This window comes from Duganella sp. AC917 (genome assembly GCF_979258245.1).
In genome coordinates this window covers 1,275,644-1,293,419 of the sequence record NZ_OZ409848.1, presented here as the reverse complement: position 1 = coordinate 1,293,419, position 17,776 = coordinate 1,275,644, and the positions used below count along the sequence as shown (strand labels likewise).

Annotated in this window: 16 protein-coding genes and 2 riboswitches; of the genes, 7 read left to right on the top strand and 9 right to left on the bottom strand. The window is 63.6% G+C overall.

The window, feature by feature from the left end; genetic code table 11:
* Window positions 1–79 precede the first annotated feature (79 nt).
* A complete protein-coding gene (locus tag ACZ0BA_RS05820) occupies window positions 80–1,165 on the top strand; it encodes a DNA topoisomerase IB (protein WP_463450381.1) in 1,086 nt (361 codons plus the stop codon).
* On the opposite strand, the gene ACZ0BA_RS05815 is transcribed toward ACZ0BA_RS05820, so the two are convergent.
* Window positions 1,151–1,321 (bottom strand): hypothetical protein, encoded by a 171-nt coding sequence (locus ACZ0BA_RS05815; RefSeq protein WP_463450380.1) that lies wholly within the window; start codon window positions 1,319–1,321, stop codon window positions 1,151–1,153. The genes ACZ0BA_RS05820 and ACZ0BA_RS05815 overlap by 15 nt on opposite strands.
* 215 nt (window positions 1,322–1,536) lie before the next feature.
* Here ACZ0BA_RS05815 and ACZ0BA_RS05810 point away from each other — a divergent pair, with 215 nt between their 5' ends.
* A complete protein-coding gene (locus tag ACZ0BA_RS05810) occupies window positions 1,537–1,959 on the top strand; it encodes a hypothetical protein (protein WP_463450379.1) in 423 nt (140 codons plus the stop codon).
* A gap of 3 nt (window positions 1,960–1,962) precedes the next feature.
* On the opposite strand, the gene ACZ0BA_RS05805 is transcribed toward ACZ0BA_RS05810, so the two are convergent.
* The 7 genes from ACZ0BA_RS05805 to ACZ0BA_RS05775 all read right to left on the bottom strand — a co-directional run bounded on the left by ACZ0BA_RS05805 (window position 1,963) and on the right by ACZ0BA_RS05775 (window position 11,757).
* Window positions 1,963–2,289 (bottom strand): hypothetical protein, encoded by a 327-nt coding sequence (locus ACZ0BA_RS05805; RefSeq protein ID WP_463450378.1) that lies wholly within the window; start codon window positions 2,287–2,289, stop codon window positions 1,963–1,965.
* 24 nt (window positions 2,290–2,313) lie between these two features.
* The gene (locus ACZ0BA_RS05800; RefSeq protein ID WP_463450377.1) at window positions 2,314–3,372 is read right to left on the bottom strand and encodes an AI-2E family transporter; all 1,059 of its coding nucleotides are present in this window, start codon (window positions 3,370–3,372) and stop codon (window positions 2,314–2,316) included.
* A gap of 113 nt (window positions 3,373–3,485) precedes the next feature.
* Window positions 3,486–4,022 (bottom strand): peptide deformylase, encoded by a 537-nt coding sequence (gene def / locus ACZ0BA_RS05795; RefSeq protein ID WP_463450376.1) that lies wholly within the window; start codon window positions 4,020–4,022, stop codon window positions 3,486–3,488.
* Window positions 4,023–4,039: 17 nt separating this feature from the next.
* Window positions 4,040–6,373, bottom strand: coding sequence for an NAD-dependent DNA ligase LigA (ligA, locus tag ACZ0BA_RS05790; RefSeq protein ID WP_463450375.1), 2,334 nt, complete (start codon window positions 6,371–6,373; stop codon window positions 4,040–4,042).
* A gap of 14 nt (window positions 6,374–6,387) precedes the next feature.
* On the bottom strand, window positions 6,388–7,611 hold the full coding sequence (locus ACZ0BA_RS05785; protein ID WP_463450374.1) for a cell division protein ZipA C-terminal FtsZ-binding domain-containing protein: 1,224 nt from the start codon (window positions 7,609–7,611) through the stop codon (window positions 6,388–6,390).
* Window positions 7,608–11,135: a chromosome segregation protein SMC gene (gene smc / locus ACZ0BA_RS05780; RefSeq protein ID WP_463450373.1), complete on the bottom strand. Its 3,528-nt coding sequence runs from the start codon at window positions 11,133–11,135 to the stop codon at window positions 7,608–7,610. The genes ACZ0BA_RS05785 and smc overlap by 4 nt, the downstream gene beginning before the upstream one ends.
* Window positions 11,136–11,238: 103 nt before the next feature.
* Window positions 11,239–11,757, bottom strand: a complete 519-nt coding sequence (locus ACZ0BA_RS05775) for a phosphatase PAP2 family protein (protein ID WP_463450372.1) — start codon at window positions 11,755–11,757, stop codon at window positions 11,239–11,241.
* Window positions 11,758–12,081: 324 nt separating this feature from the next.
* Here ACZ0BA_RS05775 and ACZ0BA_RS05770 point away from each other — a divergent pair, with 324 nt between their 5' ends.
* From ACZ0BA_RS05770 to ACZ0BA_RS05760, 3 genes are all read left to right on the top strand, one after another.
* Complete coding sequence (locus tag ACZ0BA_RS05770; RefSeq protein ID WP_463450371.1) at window positions 12,082–12,720, top strand: LysE family translocator; 639 nt, start codon at window positions 12,082–12,084, stop codon at window positions 12,718–12,720.
* Between the two features lie 131 nt (window positions 12,721–12,851).
* Window positions 12,852–14,729: a methyl-accepting chemotaxis protein gene (locus ACZ0BA_RS05765; protein ID WP_463450370.1), complete on the top strand. Its 1,878-nt coding sequence runs from the start codon at window positions 12,852–12,854 to the stop codon at window positions 14,727–14,729.
* 172 nt (window positions 14,730–14,901) lie between these two features.
* Window positions 14,902–15,096 carry a hypothetical protein gene (locus ACZ0BA_RS05760; RefSeq protein WP_463450369.1) on the top strand — a complete coding sequence of 65 codons (195 nt, stop codon included), beginning with the start codon at window positions 14,902–14,904 and terminating at the stop codon, window positions 15,094–15,096.
* A 65-nt stretch (window positions 15,097–15,161) separates the two neighbouring features.
* Here the strand turns inward: ACZ0BA_RS05760 and ACZ0BA_RS05755 are convergent, their stop codons facing one another.
* Complete coding sequence (locus ACZ0BA_RS05755) at window positions 15,162–15,722, bottom strand: ATP-dependent Clp protease proteolytic subunit (RefSeq protein WP_463450368.1); 561 nt, start codon at window positions 15,720–15,722, stop codon at window positions 15,162–15,164.
* A 139-nt stretch (window positions 15,723–15,861) separates the two neighbouring features.
* A riboswitch (glycine riboswitch) is annotated at window positions 15,862–15,959 on the top strand.
* Window positions 15,960–16,003: 44 nt separating this feature from the next.
* Window positions 16,004–16,129, top strand: a riboswitch (glycine riboswitch).
* Between the two features lie 75 nt (window positions 16,130–16,204).
* On the opposite strand from ACZ0BA_RS05755, the gene gcvT reads away from it, so the two are divergent.
* The gene (gene gcvT, locus ACZ0BA_RS05750) at window positions 16,205–17,326 is read left to right on the top strand and encodes a glycine cleavage system aminomethyltransferase GcvT (protein ID WP_463450367.1); all 1,122 of its coding nucleotides are present in this window, start codon (window positions 16,205–16,207) and stop codon (window positions 17,324–17,326) included.
* A 69-nt stretch (window positions 17,327–17,395) separates the two neighbouring features.
* Complete coding sequence (gene gcvH, locus ACZ0BA_RS05745; protein ID WP_463450366.1) at window positions 17,396–17,776, top strand: glycine cleavage system protein GcvH; 381 nt, start codon at window positions 17,396–17,398, stop codon at window positions 17,774–17,776.

Sequence of the window (17,776 nt, the reverse complement as noted above, 5' to 3'; positions counted from 1 at the left end):
TCGGAGCGTGTGCTCACGCACATCCGGCCGCGTTGCTTAGGGTTAGCATCGTTTCCTATGATACTCAAAGAGGATGGCGATGAAGCGTGATGACCTACCGGCGGCCCCCGGCGGCGCGGCCGATGCACCCGCAGCGGCCAAATCCGCCGGCCTGCGCTACGTGCACGACCACCAGCCGGGCATCGCCCGCCGCAAGCGCGGCAAGACTTTTTACTATGTCGACGGCGACGGCCACCCGGTCAAGGACGCCGACACGCTCGCGCGCATCAAATCGCTCGTGATCCCGCCCGCCTGGACCGACGTCTGGATCTGCAAGCAGCCGCTGGGCCACCTGCAGGCGACCGGGCGCGACGCGCGCGGCCGCAAGCAGTACCGCTACCATCCGCGCTGGCGCTCGCTGCGCGACGAATCGAAATACGAGCGCATGCTCAAGTTCGGCCAGGCGCTGCCGGCCATCCGCAAGGCCGTCGACGCCGCGCTCAAGCTGCCCGGCCTGCCGCGCGAAAAGGTGCTCGCCACCATCGTCTACCTGCTCGAGGCGACGATGATGCGGATCGGGAACGAGGAATACGCCCGAGAGAACAAATCGTTCGGCCTGACCACGCTGCGCGACCGCCACGTGCGCCTCGACGGCAGCAAGGTCGAGTTCCGCTTCCGGGGCAAGAGCGGCGTCAACCATACTGTGCAGGTGCAGGACCGGCGCCTGGCCAACACCATCCGCCGCACGCTGGACTTGCCGGGCCAGGAGCTGTTCCAGTACATCGACGACGATGGCAATCCACACACGGTGGGCTCGGCCGACGTCAACGAGTATCTGCAATCGATCGCCGGCGAGGACTACACCGCCAAGGACTTCCGCACCTGGTCGGGCACCGTGCTGGCGGCGGTGGCGCTGCTGGAATATGAAAAGTACGACTCCGAGGCGCAAGCCAAGAAGAACATCGTGCAGGCGATCGAATCGGTGTCCAAGAAACTCGGCAACACACCCACTATTTGCCGCAAATGCTATGTGCATCCGGCGGTGATCGAGTCCTATCTCGACGGCACGATGCTGACCGCGCTGCGCCAGCGCGCCAGGGAAGAGCTGAAGGAAGACCTGCACGAGCTGCGCCCCGAGGAAGCGGCCGTGCTTGCACTGTTGCAGCAGCGGCTACAGGCCGGTTGAAGACGGCTTTGCCGCCGCGCCGGACAGGCTCCAGCGGCCCGACAGATGGTCGAGGGTGATCACGCGGTCGCCGAACGGGCGCAATCCCAGTACGCCGACTTTGGCCGGCAGCAGCATCGCCGCCCGTTCGACGGGACCGCCGCCGATGCTGGCCATATACCAATGAAACGGATGCCAATCGGCCGCTGCAGCTGCGGGGGCAGCGCAAGACAGGAACGATGCAAGCAGTTGTGCGGGTATCTAGCGGATAGGAAAATCGGTAATTGACCCGAGGAAAATATTAACATATCGGCCACACATGAGGTAGCACAGGGTTCGCGTGACACCGCCCTTCGGAGTAGAATCTAACTCCGTTTATTGCGAGAGCGCCCATGCCCACTGCCCTGCCATTTCCCATCCGCAAAGAGTGCCCACCCGGCGCCTGCGAATGCGGGCACGGCGAATTGCTGGATGCGTGGGAACGCGACGGCGCGACCGACATTCGCGTGCTGCGGCTCACGCGCGAAGAGGAAAAAGCACTCATTGCCCGTATCGAAGCGATCGACAGCTACGAGGCGCTGGGCCGCATCGAGCAACGCATGCAGGAACTGTTGGGCATCCGCCTGACGATCACGCCCAGCGCGAACGGCGTGCGCACCGTCATGGGCTTGCAAATCAAGCTGGCCGAGCAGCCCGGCCTGTGCCGGCGCACCCGCGAAAACATCCCCGCTGCAATACGCCGTTGCTTCGGCCAGCATCCAGAGATTATCTACGCGCTGCTGAATGCCCGCGACCTGCTGGGTGCGGAAGGCTGATCGTCACACCTGGGCGGTGATTTGCGCGTACCAGTCCGCATAAGGGGTATTGCCGATAGCGCGCCGGTTGAAATCGGGCACTCCATCGGTCCACCATACCGGGCCACGTTCACCCAGGCCACGTTTGGTCTCGTCGACGATGGCGCGCGCGCGGCGTTCGGCTTCGGCGTCGCCGGCCTTCTTCGCCGCCCCGACCTGCCTGCGCGCCTGCATCAGACAATCGACCAGCCGCCGGCGCTCTTCCGGCGCAAGGTTGGGATTGCTCAGACGCCAGAGGCGGCCCGCGACGATGAAGTAGCGGCCGTCGGGCGTGGCGGGATGTTTATCCATTTGACGCGCTCTCTTGCGGTCGCCCTACTCGGTATGAAACTCGCTGGCGTTCGCGAACAAATCCCACGCGGCGATGAACAGCGCCGCGATCACAGGGCCGATGACGAAGCCGTTCAAGCCAAACAAAGCCATGCCGCCCACGGTGGACAGCAACACCACGTAATCGGGCATTTTGGTGTCCTGGCCGACCAGCACCGGACGCAAAAAATTGTCGACCAGGCCGATGACGAACACGCCGAACGCCGCCAGGGTGACGCCCTGCCAGACCGCGCCCGTCGCCAGGAAATAGATCGCTACCGGCGCCCAGACGATGGCCGCGCCGATCGCCGGCAGCAGCGACAGGAAAGCCATCAGCACCCCCCACAGCACCGGCGCGCGCACATCCAGGAACCAGAAAATCAAGCCGCCGAGCGCGCCCTGGGCGATGGCCACCAGGATATTGCCTTTGACGGTGGCACGGATCACGGTGGTGAAGTTCAGGAACAGGCGCTGCTTGTACTTCGGGCTCAACGGCACGGCTTCCTTGATGCGCCGGGAGAGCTTGTCGCCATCGCGCAAAAGGAAGAACAGCAGGTACAGCAAAATACACAGGCTGGTCAGGAAATCGAACGTATACAGCCCGGCATTGATAGCCCGCTTGGCCACTTCCTGGCTGACTTGCGACGCGGCTGCGCTGAGTTTTTCTTGCAGATACGCAAGGCTGGTCAAATGGAAGCGGTCGAGCAGCGAGATCAGCCAGTTCGGCAGCGCGGCCATGATCTTGTTGAAGAACATCCCCACCGTAATCTCGCCGGAGCGCACCAGCTCGACGACGGACGCGGCCTGGTTGACGATCGAGATCGAGATCAGCGTGAGCGGTAAGATAACGATTACGATGATCAATAGCAGCGTCAGCATCGACGCCAGGGTGGCCTTGTTACGCGTCCGTTGCAACAGCCAGCGGTAGATCGGCGCGAACAGGATCGCCAGCACGACACCCCAGAAGATGGCGCCGCCGTACGGCGCGAGTATCCAGCCGAAGGCGATGGTGACCACCGCCAGCAGGAACAGGAACACTTTTTGTTGGAACGTGAATTGTGGCATTGGCTTTATAGTTATTTGAATGATGATCCAGTTTCATATCATAGACGATGCCGCGCCACGCTCGCGTACGCCATCTAACGGTCGTCGCGGCGGCGACGCCGGGCAAACCACGGTCAATCGTCGTCGTTTGGATCGAGGTCGGGGAACATTACGTCGGTGAAGCCGAACTTCGAAAAGTCGGTGATGCGCATCGGGTACAGCACGCCCAGCAGATGGTCGACTTCGTGCTGCACCACGCGCGCGTGGAAGCCGTCCACTTCGCGCGAGATCGGCTGGTTGAACTGGTCGACGCCTTCGTAGCGCAGTTTGGTCCAACGCGGCACGCTGCCGCGCAGGCCGGGCACGGACAGGCAGCCTTCGAAGCCCTCTTCCTTTTCGTCCGACAGCGGCGTCAGGACGGGATTGATCAACACCGTTTCAGGCACCTGCGGCGCGTCCGGGTAACGCGGATTTTGCTTGAAGCCGTAGATCACCAGCTGCAGGTTGACGCCGATCTGAGGCGCCGCCAGCCCGGCGCCATTAGCCGCGTGCATGGTGTCGAACATGTCGGCGATCAGCTGCTTCATCTCCGGCGTGTCGAATTCGGTCACCGGTTCGGCCACGCGCAGCAGGCGCGGGTCGCCCATTTTGAGGATTTCACGTACGGTCATCTCGCCACCTTTTTCAGTTATTTCGCCAGCAGTTCCTGCAGGCCCGCCTCGTCGAGGATGGTCACTTCCAGCTCCTGGGCCTTGGCCAGCTTGCTGCCGGCATCGGCGCCCGCCACGAGGTAGTGGGTCTTCTTCGACACCGAACCGGAGACCTTGCCGCCCTGCGCTTCGATCATCGCGGCAGCCTCGTCGCGGCTCAGATTCGGCAGCGTCCCGGTCAGCACAAACGTCTTGCCGGTCAACGGACCTTCGGCCGCTTCCTCCGGCAGTTGCGCCAGCAGGTCCTCGCGCAGCTGGTGCAGCGACGCGACCAGTTCACGGTGTCCCGGCGCCGCCATCCACTCGGTCAGGGCGTCGCCAACGGCGGCCGGCAGCCCGAACACGGTGAAGAGCGGCAGGTTGGCCATCGCCTTCAAATTCATGCCCTGATCGACCAGCTGCTTGCTGCGCGGTTCGGTCAGTTTCGGGATCGCCAGTGCCGCCATCAGCTTGACAGTGTCGAGCTTCTCGCGCAGCTTGGCGCTGGGCGGATGCTCGCCTTTCGGCGTCACGCCGGCGGCCAGCAGAGCGTCGATGGCTTCCTGGTTTTTCGGCTCGGCGAAGAATTCGGCGATCGACAACGCCACCGTGCCGCCGATATCGGGCAGCACGCGCAACAGCGCCGCCGGCACACGGCGTATCAGGTCGAAGCGCCCCAGCCACTCGGCCAGCGTTTTGGCGGTCGATTCGCCGACGTGGCGGATGCCGAGCGCGAACAGCAAGCGTTCCAGCGGCGGGTTCTTGCTGGCGGCGATGGCCTCCAGCAGATTGTCGGCCCACTTGGTGGCGACCTTGCCCTTGGCGACAGTCTCCGGCGTGGTGCCATCGCGCTCGTCGGCCAGCCGCTTCATCTCCAGCAGGTCATCGAGTTTGAGCGAATACAGGTCGGCCACGCGCTGCACCTTGCCCCATTCGACCAGGCTGTCGATGTAGCGGTCGCCCAGCCCCTCGATGTCCATCATCTTGCGGCCGGCGAAGTGGCGGATCGCCTCCTTGCGCTGCGCGGAGCAGAACAAACCGCCGGAGCAGCGGGCGATCGCCTCGCCCTCTTCGCGCACAACGTGCGAACCGCACACCGGGCAGGTTTTCGGCAGCTCGTAGATCGCCGGTTCCGGGGTCGGACGCCGCTCCAGCACCACCGCCAGCACTTCCGGGATGACGTCGCCGGCGCGGCGCACGATCACCGTGTCGCCGACCCGCACGTCCTTGCGGCGCACTTCGTCCTCGTTATGCAAAGTGGCGTTGGTGACGTTGACGCCGCCGACGAATACCGATGCCAGACGCGCCACCGGCGTGATCGCGCCGGTGCGGCCGACCTGCACCTCGATCGCCTGCACGGTGGTCAGCGCCTCCTCGGCCGGGAACTTGTGGGCCAGCGCAAAACGCGGCGCGCGCGAGACAAAGCCCAACGTGCGCTGATCCTGCAGCAGATTGGCCTTGTAGACCACGCCGTCGATTTCGTACGGCATGGTCGGACGGGCTTCTCCGATCTGTTTGTAGTACGCCATCAGTCCTTCGTAGCCGCGCACCACCTTGCCCTCCTTGGCCACCGGCAGGCCGAGCGTGCGGTACCAGTCCAGCAAAGCGGAATGCGACTGCGGCATCTCGGCGCCATCGAGCAGGCCGACGCCGTAGCAGAAGAAACTGAGCTTGCGCGCGGAAGTGATGCGCGAATCGAGCTGGCGCAAGCTGCCCGCCGCCGCGTTGCGCGGATTGACGAACTCCTTCTGGCCGGCCTCGCGCTGGCGTGCATTCATGGCGTCGAAATCGGCTTTGAACATCAGCACTTCGCCGCGCACATCGAGGATGGCGGGCGGATTCGGTGTCTTGAGGCGTAGCGGAATGCTGCGGATGGTGCGGATATTGGCCGTCACATCCTCGCCGGTGTAGCCGTCGCCACGCGTGGCCGCTTGCACCAGCAGGCCGTTTTCGTAGCGCAGGTTGATGGCCAGGCCGTCGTATTTCACCTCGGCCGCGTATTCGACGGCGCCGGCGGCGTCCAGGCCCTCGCGCACGCGGCGGTCGAAGTTTTCGACATCCTCGTCGGCGAAGCCGTTATTCAACGACAGCATCGGCACCGAGTGCGTGACCTGGTCGAACTGCGGCAGCGGCGCCGCGCCCACTCGTTGGGTCGGCGAGTCGGGAAGCGCCAGCTCCGGATGCTCCAGCTCCAGCGCCTGCAATTCCATAAACAGCTTGTCGTACTCCGCGTCCGGTATGGTGGGCGCGTCCTCCACATGATAGGCGTGCAGGTGCCGGTTCAGCTCAGCGCTCAGCGATTCGATCCGCGCCTTGTAATCCACTTCAGTCATTGCTACTTCCAGAATCAGCTAAACAAACGCAGTGCGCGGGTGGAACCGGCCGGGATGTCGGCCTCGTTCATCTCGGTGTAAAAGTCCTGTACCTGCGTGGCGATCTCGCCCAGCGCGGCATCGGTCAACGGCTGGTTGTAGTCGTCGACGATGGTGCCGTCCAGGCGACCCATCAGCGACTTGGCGCAGGCGACCATGGCGCCGAAGCCGTCGCGCGCCGGCGCCACGCATGGCACGTCCAGCAGCAAAGTAAGGCGCGAGGTGGTTTCCTCGGCCAGCGTGACGTTGGTCGACAGCGAGAACAGGAAACCGCCGTCACCGTCGGGCATGACGAAGCGGCCATCCGGACGCACGTCGAAGCCCTGCTTTTCCAGCGCGCCGATCAGCGTCGAAATCGCCCACGGCGCACCGTTCGATTGCAGGTTGACGCCCAGCTGCGCGTCGTGGCCGGCGACGAAGCGGTGCAGATTGCGCGCCTCGGCCATCACTTCGATCATGTCCGGGATTTCCGGCTCGGCGCCGATTTCGTCGGCCATCGCGCGCAGGCGCGTGACCAGTTCCGAGTATTCCAGCTCATTCAGAGCGGTGCTGCGGCTGGCCAGTTGCACGCCGCCTTGCAGCTTGGTGTACACGCCGCCATGGACGATCGGTTCCCAGTCGCCGCTGACGGCCAGGCCGATGTAGTGCACCGGCTTGTTGCCGACCATGCGCAGGGTTTGCAGCACCGGCAGCAGCTTGTCGCCGCGCGCCGCGCCTTCCAGCGCCAGCGGCAGCAGGCAATCGATCAACGGATCGACCAGCGCGGTGGCCTGTTCGGCGGCGGCTGCCGAGGCGGCGTTGGCGCGCGCGATCAGCGCCGCTTCGGCGGCCTCGTTCGACGACGACCGATCGATGGCATCGCTGGTGAATTCGCCGGCGACAGCACCCAGCGACGACGCAGCGGCGGAAGCTTCGCCACCCGCCACGACCGGCGCGCTGGTGTCGGCGTCCAGCGAGAAGCTCGGCTCCTGACGCGGTCCGCCCACCGGATCGACGCGCGGTTCGATGCGCGGTTCGGGACGCGGCTCCTGGCGCGCGGCCGGCGTCTCGCCGGTGCGCATCAGCACATCGTCGTGATCGGTCCCGAAGGCGCGTTCGACGCTCTTCTTGGCCTTGTATTCCTGGATTTTGTTGTAAGTGAATACACCGGCGACGAATACGCCGGCGATCCCGATCAAACTCATTTGAAGGTCTGTCATGCTGCTTGTGCCTCTGAAGCGAAATTGGCGGCGGATTGCATATCCACCGCCACGATGCGCGATACGCCCTGCTCCTGCATCGTCACACCGATTAGTTGATTGGCCATCTCCATCGCAATCTTATTGTGCGAGATGAAGAGGAATTGGGTATGGTCGGACATGCGTTTGACCATCCGGCAGAATCGTTCGGTATTGGCGTCGTCCAGCGGCGCGTCGACCTCGTCGAGCAGGCAGAACGGCGCCGGGTTGAGCCGGAACATCGAGAACACCAGCGCGGTCGCCGTCAGCGCTTTTTCGCCGCCGGACAGCAGGTGGATGGTGGCGTTCTTTTTGCCCGGCGGCTGCGCCATGACCTGCACGCCGGAGTCGAGGATTTCATCGCCGGTCATGATCAACTTGGCCTGCCCCCCGCCGAACAGGATCGGGAACAGCTCCGAGAAGTGTCCGTTGACGCGATCGAAGGTGTCTTGCAGCAGATCGCGCGTTTCCTTGTCGATGCGCGCGATGGCGTCTTCCAGCGTGTTGATCGCCTCGTTCAAGTCGGCGTTTTGCGAATCGAGGAAGTTCTTGCGCTCGGACGCCGTCGCCAGCTCGTCCAGCGCCGCCAGATTGACAGCGCCCAGCAGCGAGATCGCATTGGTCAGGCGCGTCACCTCGCCCTGCAGATACGAAGCTTTCATATCCGGATGCAGCTTCTCGGCCAGCGCCGCCTCGTCGGCATGCACTTCGGCCAGCTGCGCGGCGAACTGCTCCTGGTTCAGGCGCGCGGCCTGCTCCTTGAGCTGCATTTCCATGATTCTGTCGCGTTGCGGTTGCAGCGCGCGCTCGGTCGACATGCGCCCTTCCTCGAACTGGCGCAGTTGCTGCGTGATCTGGTCGAGTTCATGACGAGCGTCCGACAGCGCCTTCTCCTGGTCGGTGCGGCGGTCCAGCAGGTCTTGCAGGCCGTCGTTGGCAGAGCCGGATTCCATCGTCGCCAGTTCATGCTGGCCCGCTTCCAGGCTTTGCGTCACCTGGGCCACCTGCGCGGTCGCGGTGGCGATCGAACGGCGCAATTCCTCGATCTTGTTGCGCTGGGATTTCTCGGCGAACTGCGCCTCCTGCGCGGCGCGCTCCAGATCGCGCAAGGCTTCGCGGGCGTCGGCCAGGCGCTGCTCCTTTTCCAGGAAGACCGTCTGGCCGTCCTCGTGGTCGCCCTGCAGGTTGCCGAGCTCCATATCGAGCTGCTCGAACTTTTCCTCGGACTCCATCTTGATCTGGGTCTGTTCTTCTTCCTGCGCGGCGATTTCGGCCAGGTCGGTTTCGATCTGGTTGCTGCGCTGATTGAAGCGCGCCTCGATCTCGGACAATTTGACGACGTCGAGCTGCAAGGTATGCACCGACTGCTGCAGGCTTTGCAGCTTGGCGCGGTACTCGGTCAGGCGGCGCGTGTGTTCCGATAGCGCCGCCTCCGCGCGCACCGAACGGGCGCGCGCCTCGTCGGCCAGCATCTGCTGCGCGCGCAACTGCTTGGTGATGTTCTCGATTTCCTGCTGCCGCCCCAGCATGCCGTCCTGCTCCGAATCGGCGGCGTAGAAACGCACGCTGTTCTGCGTGACGACGTGACCCTGGCGGGTGACGAAGTAGCCGCCGGCGGGCAGTTTGGCGCGTTCGGCGAAGGCCTCGGCCGCATCCTCGGCGTGGTAGGCATTGTGCAGCCAATCCTGCAGTAACCCACGCAGCGACGGGTCGTTGAGCTTCAGCAGATTCAGGAGCGGCTTCAGGCCCGCCGCTTCCAGCGGCGCCGGCGGCACCGCCGTCGATGGCGCGAACAGCGCCAGCTTGGCCGGCGGCGCGTCGCCGAAGAAGGCCTTCGCCCATTCGATGTTCGACATTTGCAGCGCCGAGGTGCGCTCGCGCAGCACCGATTCCAGCGCCGTCTCCCAGCCAGATTCGATATGCAGTTTTTGCCACAGGCGCGGCAAGGAATCCAGCTCGTGCTTTTGCAGCCATGGCGTCACCTTGCCCTGGGTTTGCACGCGCTCCTGCAATTGGCGCAGCGCGTTCAGGCGCGCTTCCAGCTGGGCGTTGGCGGCGGTCTCGGTGTTGACCTGCTGCTGCGCGGCCTGGCGTTCTTCCTCAAGGCGCGGCTGCTGCTCCAGCGCCTCCTCCAACAGGAAGCTTTGCTCTTCCAGCGCCTGCTGCTTTTCCTCCAGCTGCATGCGCATATTGGTCAGATGCGCGCTGTCGGGCAAACTCAAGCCACTCTTTTCCTGCTGCAGGCGCTCGCGCCGCACGGCCAGGCCGTTAAGGATGTTGTTGGCGTTGCGCTGGTGCGCCGACTCCAACTCAAGCTGCTGCTGCGCCTGCATGATGCGGGCGCGCGATTCGGTGCTCTTGGTCTGCGCCTCGCGCCATTGCTGCTCCAGCATCGGCAGCGACTCGCCTTTTTGCTCGGCCATCATCTGCGATTGCTCGACCCTGGCCGACAACTCTTCTAGCGTGAATTCGGCCTCCTCGATCTGGCCACTGTACTCGGTGGCCTGATGTTGCCACTGGTCGCGCTGCGCGGTCAGCGCGGCCAACTGCGATTGCAGGCGCCCGCGCGATTCGATAACGAACTTGATCTGCGCTTCCAGGCTGCCGATTTCGGCGTTGGTCTGATACAGGCTGCCCTGCGCCGTGTGCAGGCGGTCGCCGGCGGCGAAGTGTGCCTGGCGCATGTGCTCCAGGGTCAGTTCGACGTTGCGCAGCTTCGCGGTCTGTTCCTCCAGATCGTTCTGCGCCTGTTCCACCTCGCGGAAGTATTTTTTCTGCTCGTTTTCCGCCTCGATCTTACGCAACAGCCAAAGCAGCTTTTGCTTCTCTTCCTGGTCCGACTGCAGCTGGTGGAACTTGGTCGCGACGGCGGCCTGCCCTTCCAGCTTTTCCAGGTTCGAATTGAGCTCGCGCAGGATGTCTTCCACGCGCAGCAGGTTTTCGCGTGTGTCGTGCAGGCGGTTTTCGGTTTCCCGGCGGCGTTCCTTGTACTTGGACACGCCCGCCGCCTCCTCCAGGAACACGCGCAGTTCCTCGGGGCGCGATTCGATGATACGGCTGATCATGCCCTGGCCGATAATCGCGTAGGCGCGCGGACCGAGACCGGTGCCGAGGAAGATGTCCTGGATGTCGCGCCGGCGTACCGGCTGGCCGTTGATGTAGTAGGTCGAAGTGCCGTCGCGCGTCAAGGTGCGCTTGACGGCGATCTCCGCATACTGGCCCCACTGGCCGGCGGCCTTGCCGTCATTGTTGTCGAAGACCAGTTCGACGGACGCCCGGCCGGCCGGCTTGCGGTGGGTCGAGCCGTTGAAGATAACGTCCTGCATCGATTCGCCGCGCAGCTCCGACGCCTTCGATTCACCCAGCACCCAACGCACGGCATCGATGATATTCGACTTGCCGCAACCATTCGGTCCCACCACGCCAACCAGCTGGCCCGGCACCTGGAAATTGGTGGGATCAACGAAAGACTTGAATCCCGACAATTTAATGGAAGATAGACGCACGTGATTATCTGGGCTATGGGCTGTAAAAGATCACAATAATACCATTTAGCGCATTAAATAAGGGTGTAAAGCAGGTCTGCATGCGCCACGGCCAGGCTATGCCCTACTCGTGTCCGCGATGTTTGGACTGGGCCCACATGGCGCGGGTATAAGGCTGGTCGCGGCCGGAGATTGACAACGCGGCCTGGGTGATCCATTGCTCGGCGGGCACTGGCTCGACGCGCGGAGCGATCAGCACGATCGGCAGGCACAGCACGACCAGCATGCGGCTAAGCGCCCAATGACGCTCGGTGCTGGCGTAACGAATGAAGATGCCGGCGATCACCAACCCCAGAATGCTGCCGGTGACCGATTCCGAGACCGAGTGTGCCAGCACCGGCACGCGCGAGATGGAGATCAGGATGGCGAAGACGACACCGGCGGCGGTTGCCGCGTACTTGGCGCGGCTGCTGGAGCTCCGAAAAGCGAGGAAGGCGGCCACCGGATACACCGCTGCGGAACGCATCGCATGGCCGCTAAAGCCTGCGAACTCGACCGACTCGACGCCGATACCCCAGCCAACGAAAGCCATCTTGGTCACGACCACCAGCGCCATGCCGATACCGAACAACAGCGCCCACATCCACGACAGCCGCCAGGACTTGCCCGCAAGTAGCCAAACGCCGATCGCAATGCCTATCGGTCCTGTTATCGCCAAACTACCCGCTACGCTTAGAGCATGCCACCACATCATCCAATCACCGCCTTTCAATTTTTTGCACTGCACCATCATTAAAACACACCCAGCAGTACTTGACCGAACAATTGCTGCGCACCAACTCTTCTATGCCAAAAGATAAGCATGCAAAGAGCGTGCCGGAGGCAGAGGAAACGCCCCGTCAGCAGCCTCCGACGACCCGTGGCATACTGTTGCTCCTGCTCACTGTTGTTTGATCGGACACGCTTTATGACACTCTCGACCTGGCTGCTGTTTCTTTCCGTCTCCCTCGCTGCCGCCTTCAGCCCGGGACCGGGTGTATTAATGGCCATTTCGACGGCCACCACCCAAGGCGCGGGACGCGCATTGTATAGCTCCCTGGGCAATGCGCTGGGCGTATTTATCGTCGCCACCACCGCTGTGGCCGGCCTTGGGCTCGTGCTCAAGACATCGGCGCTGGCGTTTGGCGCGCTCAAGGTGGCCGGTGCGGCCTATCTGATCTATCTGGGCATCAAAACCTGGCGCCAGGCGTCGAAGGCCCCGGCGCCGGTCGACGACAGCGCGGCGTCGATGCCGCTCGCGCAGGCCAGCCGCTGGAGCACTTTCCGCTCGGGGCTGCTGGTGGCGGTCAGCAATCCCAAGGCGATCCTGTTCTTCACCGCCGTGTTCCCGCAATTCATGCCGCCGGACCACATCGACCCGATGCGCTTCCTGCTGCTGACGTCGACCTTCACCGCTTGCACCCTGCTGTCGCACTTCTTCTATGTGGCGTGCGCGTCGTGGATGAAGCGCCGGGTACGCCAGAGCGCGGCCCGCTCGCGCTTTACCAAGCGCACCACAGGCGCGTTGTTCATCGGCATGGGTGGCGCGCTGCTGACCGTGAAGTAATTATTCCCCCGCTTTCCCGATTCCAACAGGTGCCTTGACGAGGCGCAATGAACGAGTGTGGACTTTGCTTACCATCATTATCTGGTCAGCCCGCCCCGCTCCGCCGTTGCACGCCTCCACCAAGGACACCTATGAAATTCCTGCACAACCTGGAAACTTCCAGCAAGCTGTCGATCGCGTTTGCCACCGTGCTGATCCTGACCGCGCTGCTCGGCCTGGGTTCGCTCACGCGCATGGGCGCCATCAACGACGCGTCAACGCAATTGTCTGGCAGCTGGCTGCCGCAGACCATGGCCGTGCTATCGCTCAAAAACGATTTGCAGGAACTACGCAAGCTGGAGCACGTCGTCGTCAGCGACAAGGGCAGCATCGAAGGTTCCGAGCAAAAACTGACGGTCGCTTTGTCGACCTTCCATGACAATGCGGATCGGCTCGGCAGAACCGTGAACGACGCCAATATCAAGGCGGAAGCAGTCGAATTACAACGCATGGCGTCCGCCTATCTGGCCGAGCACCGCAAAATGATGGCCTTGGCCAACGAAGGCAAGAAGGACGAGGCGGTCGCGGTGCTCAAGGGCTCTTCGCTGCCGGCGTTCGACGCCACGAACGGCCAACTGGACAAATTGCTGTCCAGTAACATGGCAGGCAGCCAGCAGGCCGCGCGCGGCGCCGACCAGACCTATGCCGTCGCCCGTGTCGGCACGCTGGCCATGCTGGGCACGGCGATCGGCTTCGGCGTGCTGCTGGCGATGTGGCTGGCGCGTTCGATCTCGACACCGTTGCAGCAGGTGATGCTGGTGGCGCAGCGCATTGCCGATGGCGACCTGAGCACCCGCATCGAGGTCCGCTCGATCAATGAAACCGGCAAGCTGCTGCAAGCGATGCAGCACATGAACGACAGTTTGATGACGATGATCGCCCAGGTTCAAAGCGGCGCGCGGGCGATCGGCCAGGCCTCGGCCGAGATCGCCGACGGCAATCTGGACCTGTCGAGTCGCACCGAGCAACAGGCCGCGTCGCTGGAGGAAACCGCCTCGTCGATGGAACAGCTGACGGCCACCGTCAAGCAAAACGCCGAGCACGCGGTACAGGCCAATAAGCTGGCCGTCTCCGCATCGGCGGTCGCGGTACGCGGCGGCAACGATGTCGATCAGGTGGTCGGTACGATGGCGTCGATCAACGACAGCTCGAAGAAGATCGCGGAAATCATCGACGTCATCGACGGCATTGCTTTCCAGACCAACATCCTGGCCCTGAACGCGGCGGTCGAAGCGGCCCGCGCCGGCGAGCAAGGCCGTGGCTTCGCGGTGGTCGCCTCCGAGGTGCGCAACCTGGCCCAGCGCAGCGCGGCGGCCGCCAAGGAGATCAAAAGCCTGATCGACGATTCGGTCGACAAGGTCGTGCGCGGCACCCAACTGGCCGACCAGGCGCGCCTGACGATGGACGAGGTGGTGGGCAGCGTCCAGCGGGTTACCGGGCTGATCGGAGAGATCGCCGACGCCAGCGCCGAGCAGACCGCCGGGCTGGAGCAGGTCAACCAGGCGATCGCGGCGATGGATCAGGCGACCCAGCAGAACGCCGCGCTGGTCGAGCAGGCGGCGGCGGCCGCATCGTCGATGCGCGATGAAACGGGCAAGCTGAACGAGGCGATCGGCGCGTTTGCCATGCACGACGGCGGTTACCGGGACGCCCGGGCGCTGCCGTCCGGCGCCGTCGGCAGAACAGGCGCGGCCGATAGCGCGAACCGCGACGAAGCGCCGCCCGCCAGCGCAAGCGCCGCCGACCTCCGTGAGCGGACCCCGCCAGCATTGCCGTCGCCGGAAAAGCGCCCTACCACGCCGCGTCGACCAAGCGCCAACACCGCCCCCGCCAGCAGTCCCGCCGCCAACGCCAAGGCGGGCACCGCCGCGCGTGCCAAGGCCGGCGCGAGCGCGCGCACAAGCACCACAAGCGGGCTGGGCAAAGCCTCCGGCAAGCTCAGCAATGAGGTCGAATGGGAAGAGTTTTAATGCCAAGTGCGAGGCATGGTCCTACAGCCCGCCAAGACGCGTTCCGATAGCAAGTGCCTGAACGAAAACGCATCATTGCTGCACCAGAAATGCGCGCGCTGCCCAGCAGTGATCCGATCAGCACGGCGCTTTTTTGGCGAGTACGTTCTTTCACTTTCGCAAAGGAATTAAAATGAACTCGAATCAAAAAGGCGGCAGCAGCAAGCAAGGCGGCAACCAGGGCAGCAGCAAGCAATCGGGCGACAAAGGTTCGTCGGGCGGTTCGCGCTCCGGCAACCAGGGCGGCACCCACGAGCAACATGTTGAAGCCGGCCGCCAGAGCCACAAAAACGACGGCAACAAGCAGTCCGGCAACAAAAACCGCTGATCGGGCTGCACCCGATAGCGGCATCGGCGGCGCCTTCATGGCGCCGCTCGCCTTTCAGCGGGCGGTCAGATATTGGCCACGCGCTGTCCGCGCGGCGGCACGAAATCCTTGACCGCGTTGACCATCCCCACCGCCACCCCCTCGGCAGCAGTCAGGTGCAGGTCGGAATAGGCGTGCGTGCGCCAATGCTCTTCGGACAGTTGTACGTGTTCGCGCAGGATCTGCTCGGTGCGCGCGTCGTCGGCCTGCAAGCCTTCGACGATGATGCGCAGCGCATCCGGCCGGGCGCCGTGCGGCGCGCTGGCATGCGACTTGTGCACCATGAAACGTGCCGTGTCGCTGGCATAACGCTCCTCGCCGGACAGGAACAGGATCACCGCGATCGACGCCACGGCGCCGGCGTTGTAGGTGATGATTTTAATCGGCAACTTGCTCAGGTAGTTGTACAGGCAGATGCCGTCGCTGACATAGCCACCATTGGACTGGATCAGGATGTGGGCGGTGGTGATGCGGTCCTCGGTCATATCGGCAACGGCGTCGAAGACACGACGCACCATGTCACTGTTGACGTCGCCGGACAAAGTGAACCACGCGTGGCCCTCGTAGGAATTTGGATCTTGGCTCATGTGTGGGCTCTCGAATAAGTGTCATTTATTCTAGCAAATAGTTGTTTATACGGCGTTTTTATTGTTCTCCATTCGTGCGCGCCTCAGATTCGCCCCTGGCCCCAAGATTGACATTCAGGCCCTTCTGACATATATTCCCGAGTCTTGATCGGGAGAGGGTTGCGGGCGGAAACGCCAACGCGGCCGCCGAAGGGGCACTACCCAAAAACTCTCAGGCAAAAGGACCGATCAAGGGACCGGCGCGGCCGACGTGGATACCATTATCACGGCGGGATGCCAACTGGTCCAACTCTGGAGAGCGGTCGCGGCACACGCCGGCGACCCACCGAAGGGGCGCACGGGAATGGGGTCCGACAGCGGTCGGCTCGTCCCGTAATCTCTCAGGTACCAAGGACAGAGGGGTCTGCGATCATTGTGGAAACAGCTTTTTAGCCGTTCCTTGTATGTTCTGTTAACCCCTTTTCGATATGGACCGAGGAATTATGACGCTCAAAGCCACCCCACTCAATAACGCACACCGTGCCGCCGGCGCCAAGATGGTCGATTTCGGCGGTTGGGACATGCCCGTCAACTACGGATCGCAGATCGAAGAACACAACGCCGTGCGCACCGACGTCGGCATGTTCGACGTCGCCCACATGTGCGTGGTCGACCTCAAGGGCGCCAACGTGCGCGCCTTCCTGCGCGGCCTGCTGGCCAACAACGTCGACAAGCTGCAGGTGTCGGGCAAGGCGCTGTACTCGTGCATGCTGAACCCGCAAGGCTTCGTCATCGACGACCTGATCGTCTACTTCATCGACGAAAGCTGGTTCCGCCTGGTCGTCAACGCCGGCACCGCTGAAAAAGACGTGGCGTGGATGCAGGCGCAGAACTCCGCCACCAACAGCGGCGTGACGATCACCCAGCGCAGGGATGGCGATAATGCCATGGCGCTGATCGCCGTGCAGGGCCCGAACGCCCGTGCCAAGGTGTGGGAAGTGATACCCGAATCGAAGGCCGGCACCGCCGAGATGAAACCATTTAACGTCGCCTTCGCGCACAGCGCCGCCTTTGGCGAGGCGATGATCGCCCGCACCGGCTACACCGGCGAAGACGGCTTCGAGATCGGCGTCGCCGCCGACCAGGCCGAGAAGCTGTGGAATGCGCTGACCGCCGCCGGCGTCAAGCCGGCCGGCTTGGGCGCGCGCGACACGCTGCGCCTGGAAGCCGGCATGAACCTCTACGGCCAGGACATGGACGAAACCGTCAACCCGCTCGACGCCGGCCTGGCCTGGACCATCGACCTGGTGTCCGAGCGCGACTTCATCGGCAAGGCAGCGCTGCAAGCGATGGGCCAGAACGCCCAGTTCGTCGGCTTGATCCTGCGCGAAAAAGGCGGCGTGCTGCGCGCCCACCAAAAGGTGATCGTGGCCGGCACCGACGCCGTCGGCGAGATCACCAGCGGCACCTTCAGCCCGACCATGCAGCAGGCGATCGCCTTGGCGCGCGTGCCCAACGGCGTGGCCGTCGGCGACACCGTGCACGTCGAGATCCGCGACAAGAAGCTGGCCGCCTCGGTGGTCAAGCTGCCTTTCGTCCGCAACGGTAAAATCCTTGCCGCTTAATTGATTTAGTATCTGCGTTCGCACCCCGTTTAGTACCCCGACCCCGACCCTACCCCTCTGGAGCCTTACATGAATATTCCTGCTGACCTGAAGTACACCGAATCCCACGAATGGGTACGCGCTGAGTCGGACGGCACCGTCACCGTCGGCATCACCGAGTACGCGCAGGACGCGCTGGGCGATATCGTCTTTGTCGAGCTGCCAAAGGTCGGCAAGAGCTACGCCGCCGGCGACGACGCCGCCGTGGTGGAATCGGTCAAGGCGGCCAGCGACATCTACGCGCCGGTGTCGGGTGAAGTCATCGCCGTCAACGAAGACGTGGCCAGCGCACCGGAATCGATCAACACCGACGCCTACGCCGCCTGGTTGTTCAAGATCAAGCCGGCCGACGCCAGCGCGATCGACGGCCTGCTCGATGCAGCAGCTTATGGCAAGACCACTGAAGCGTAA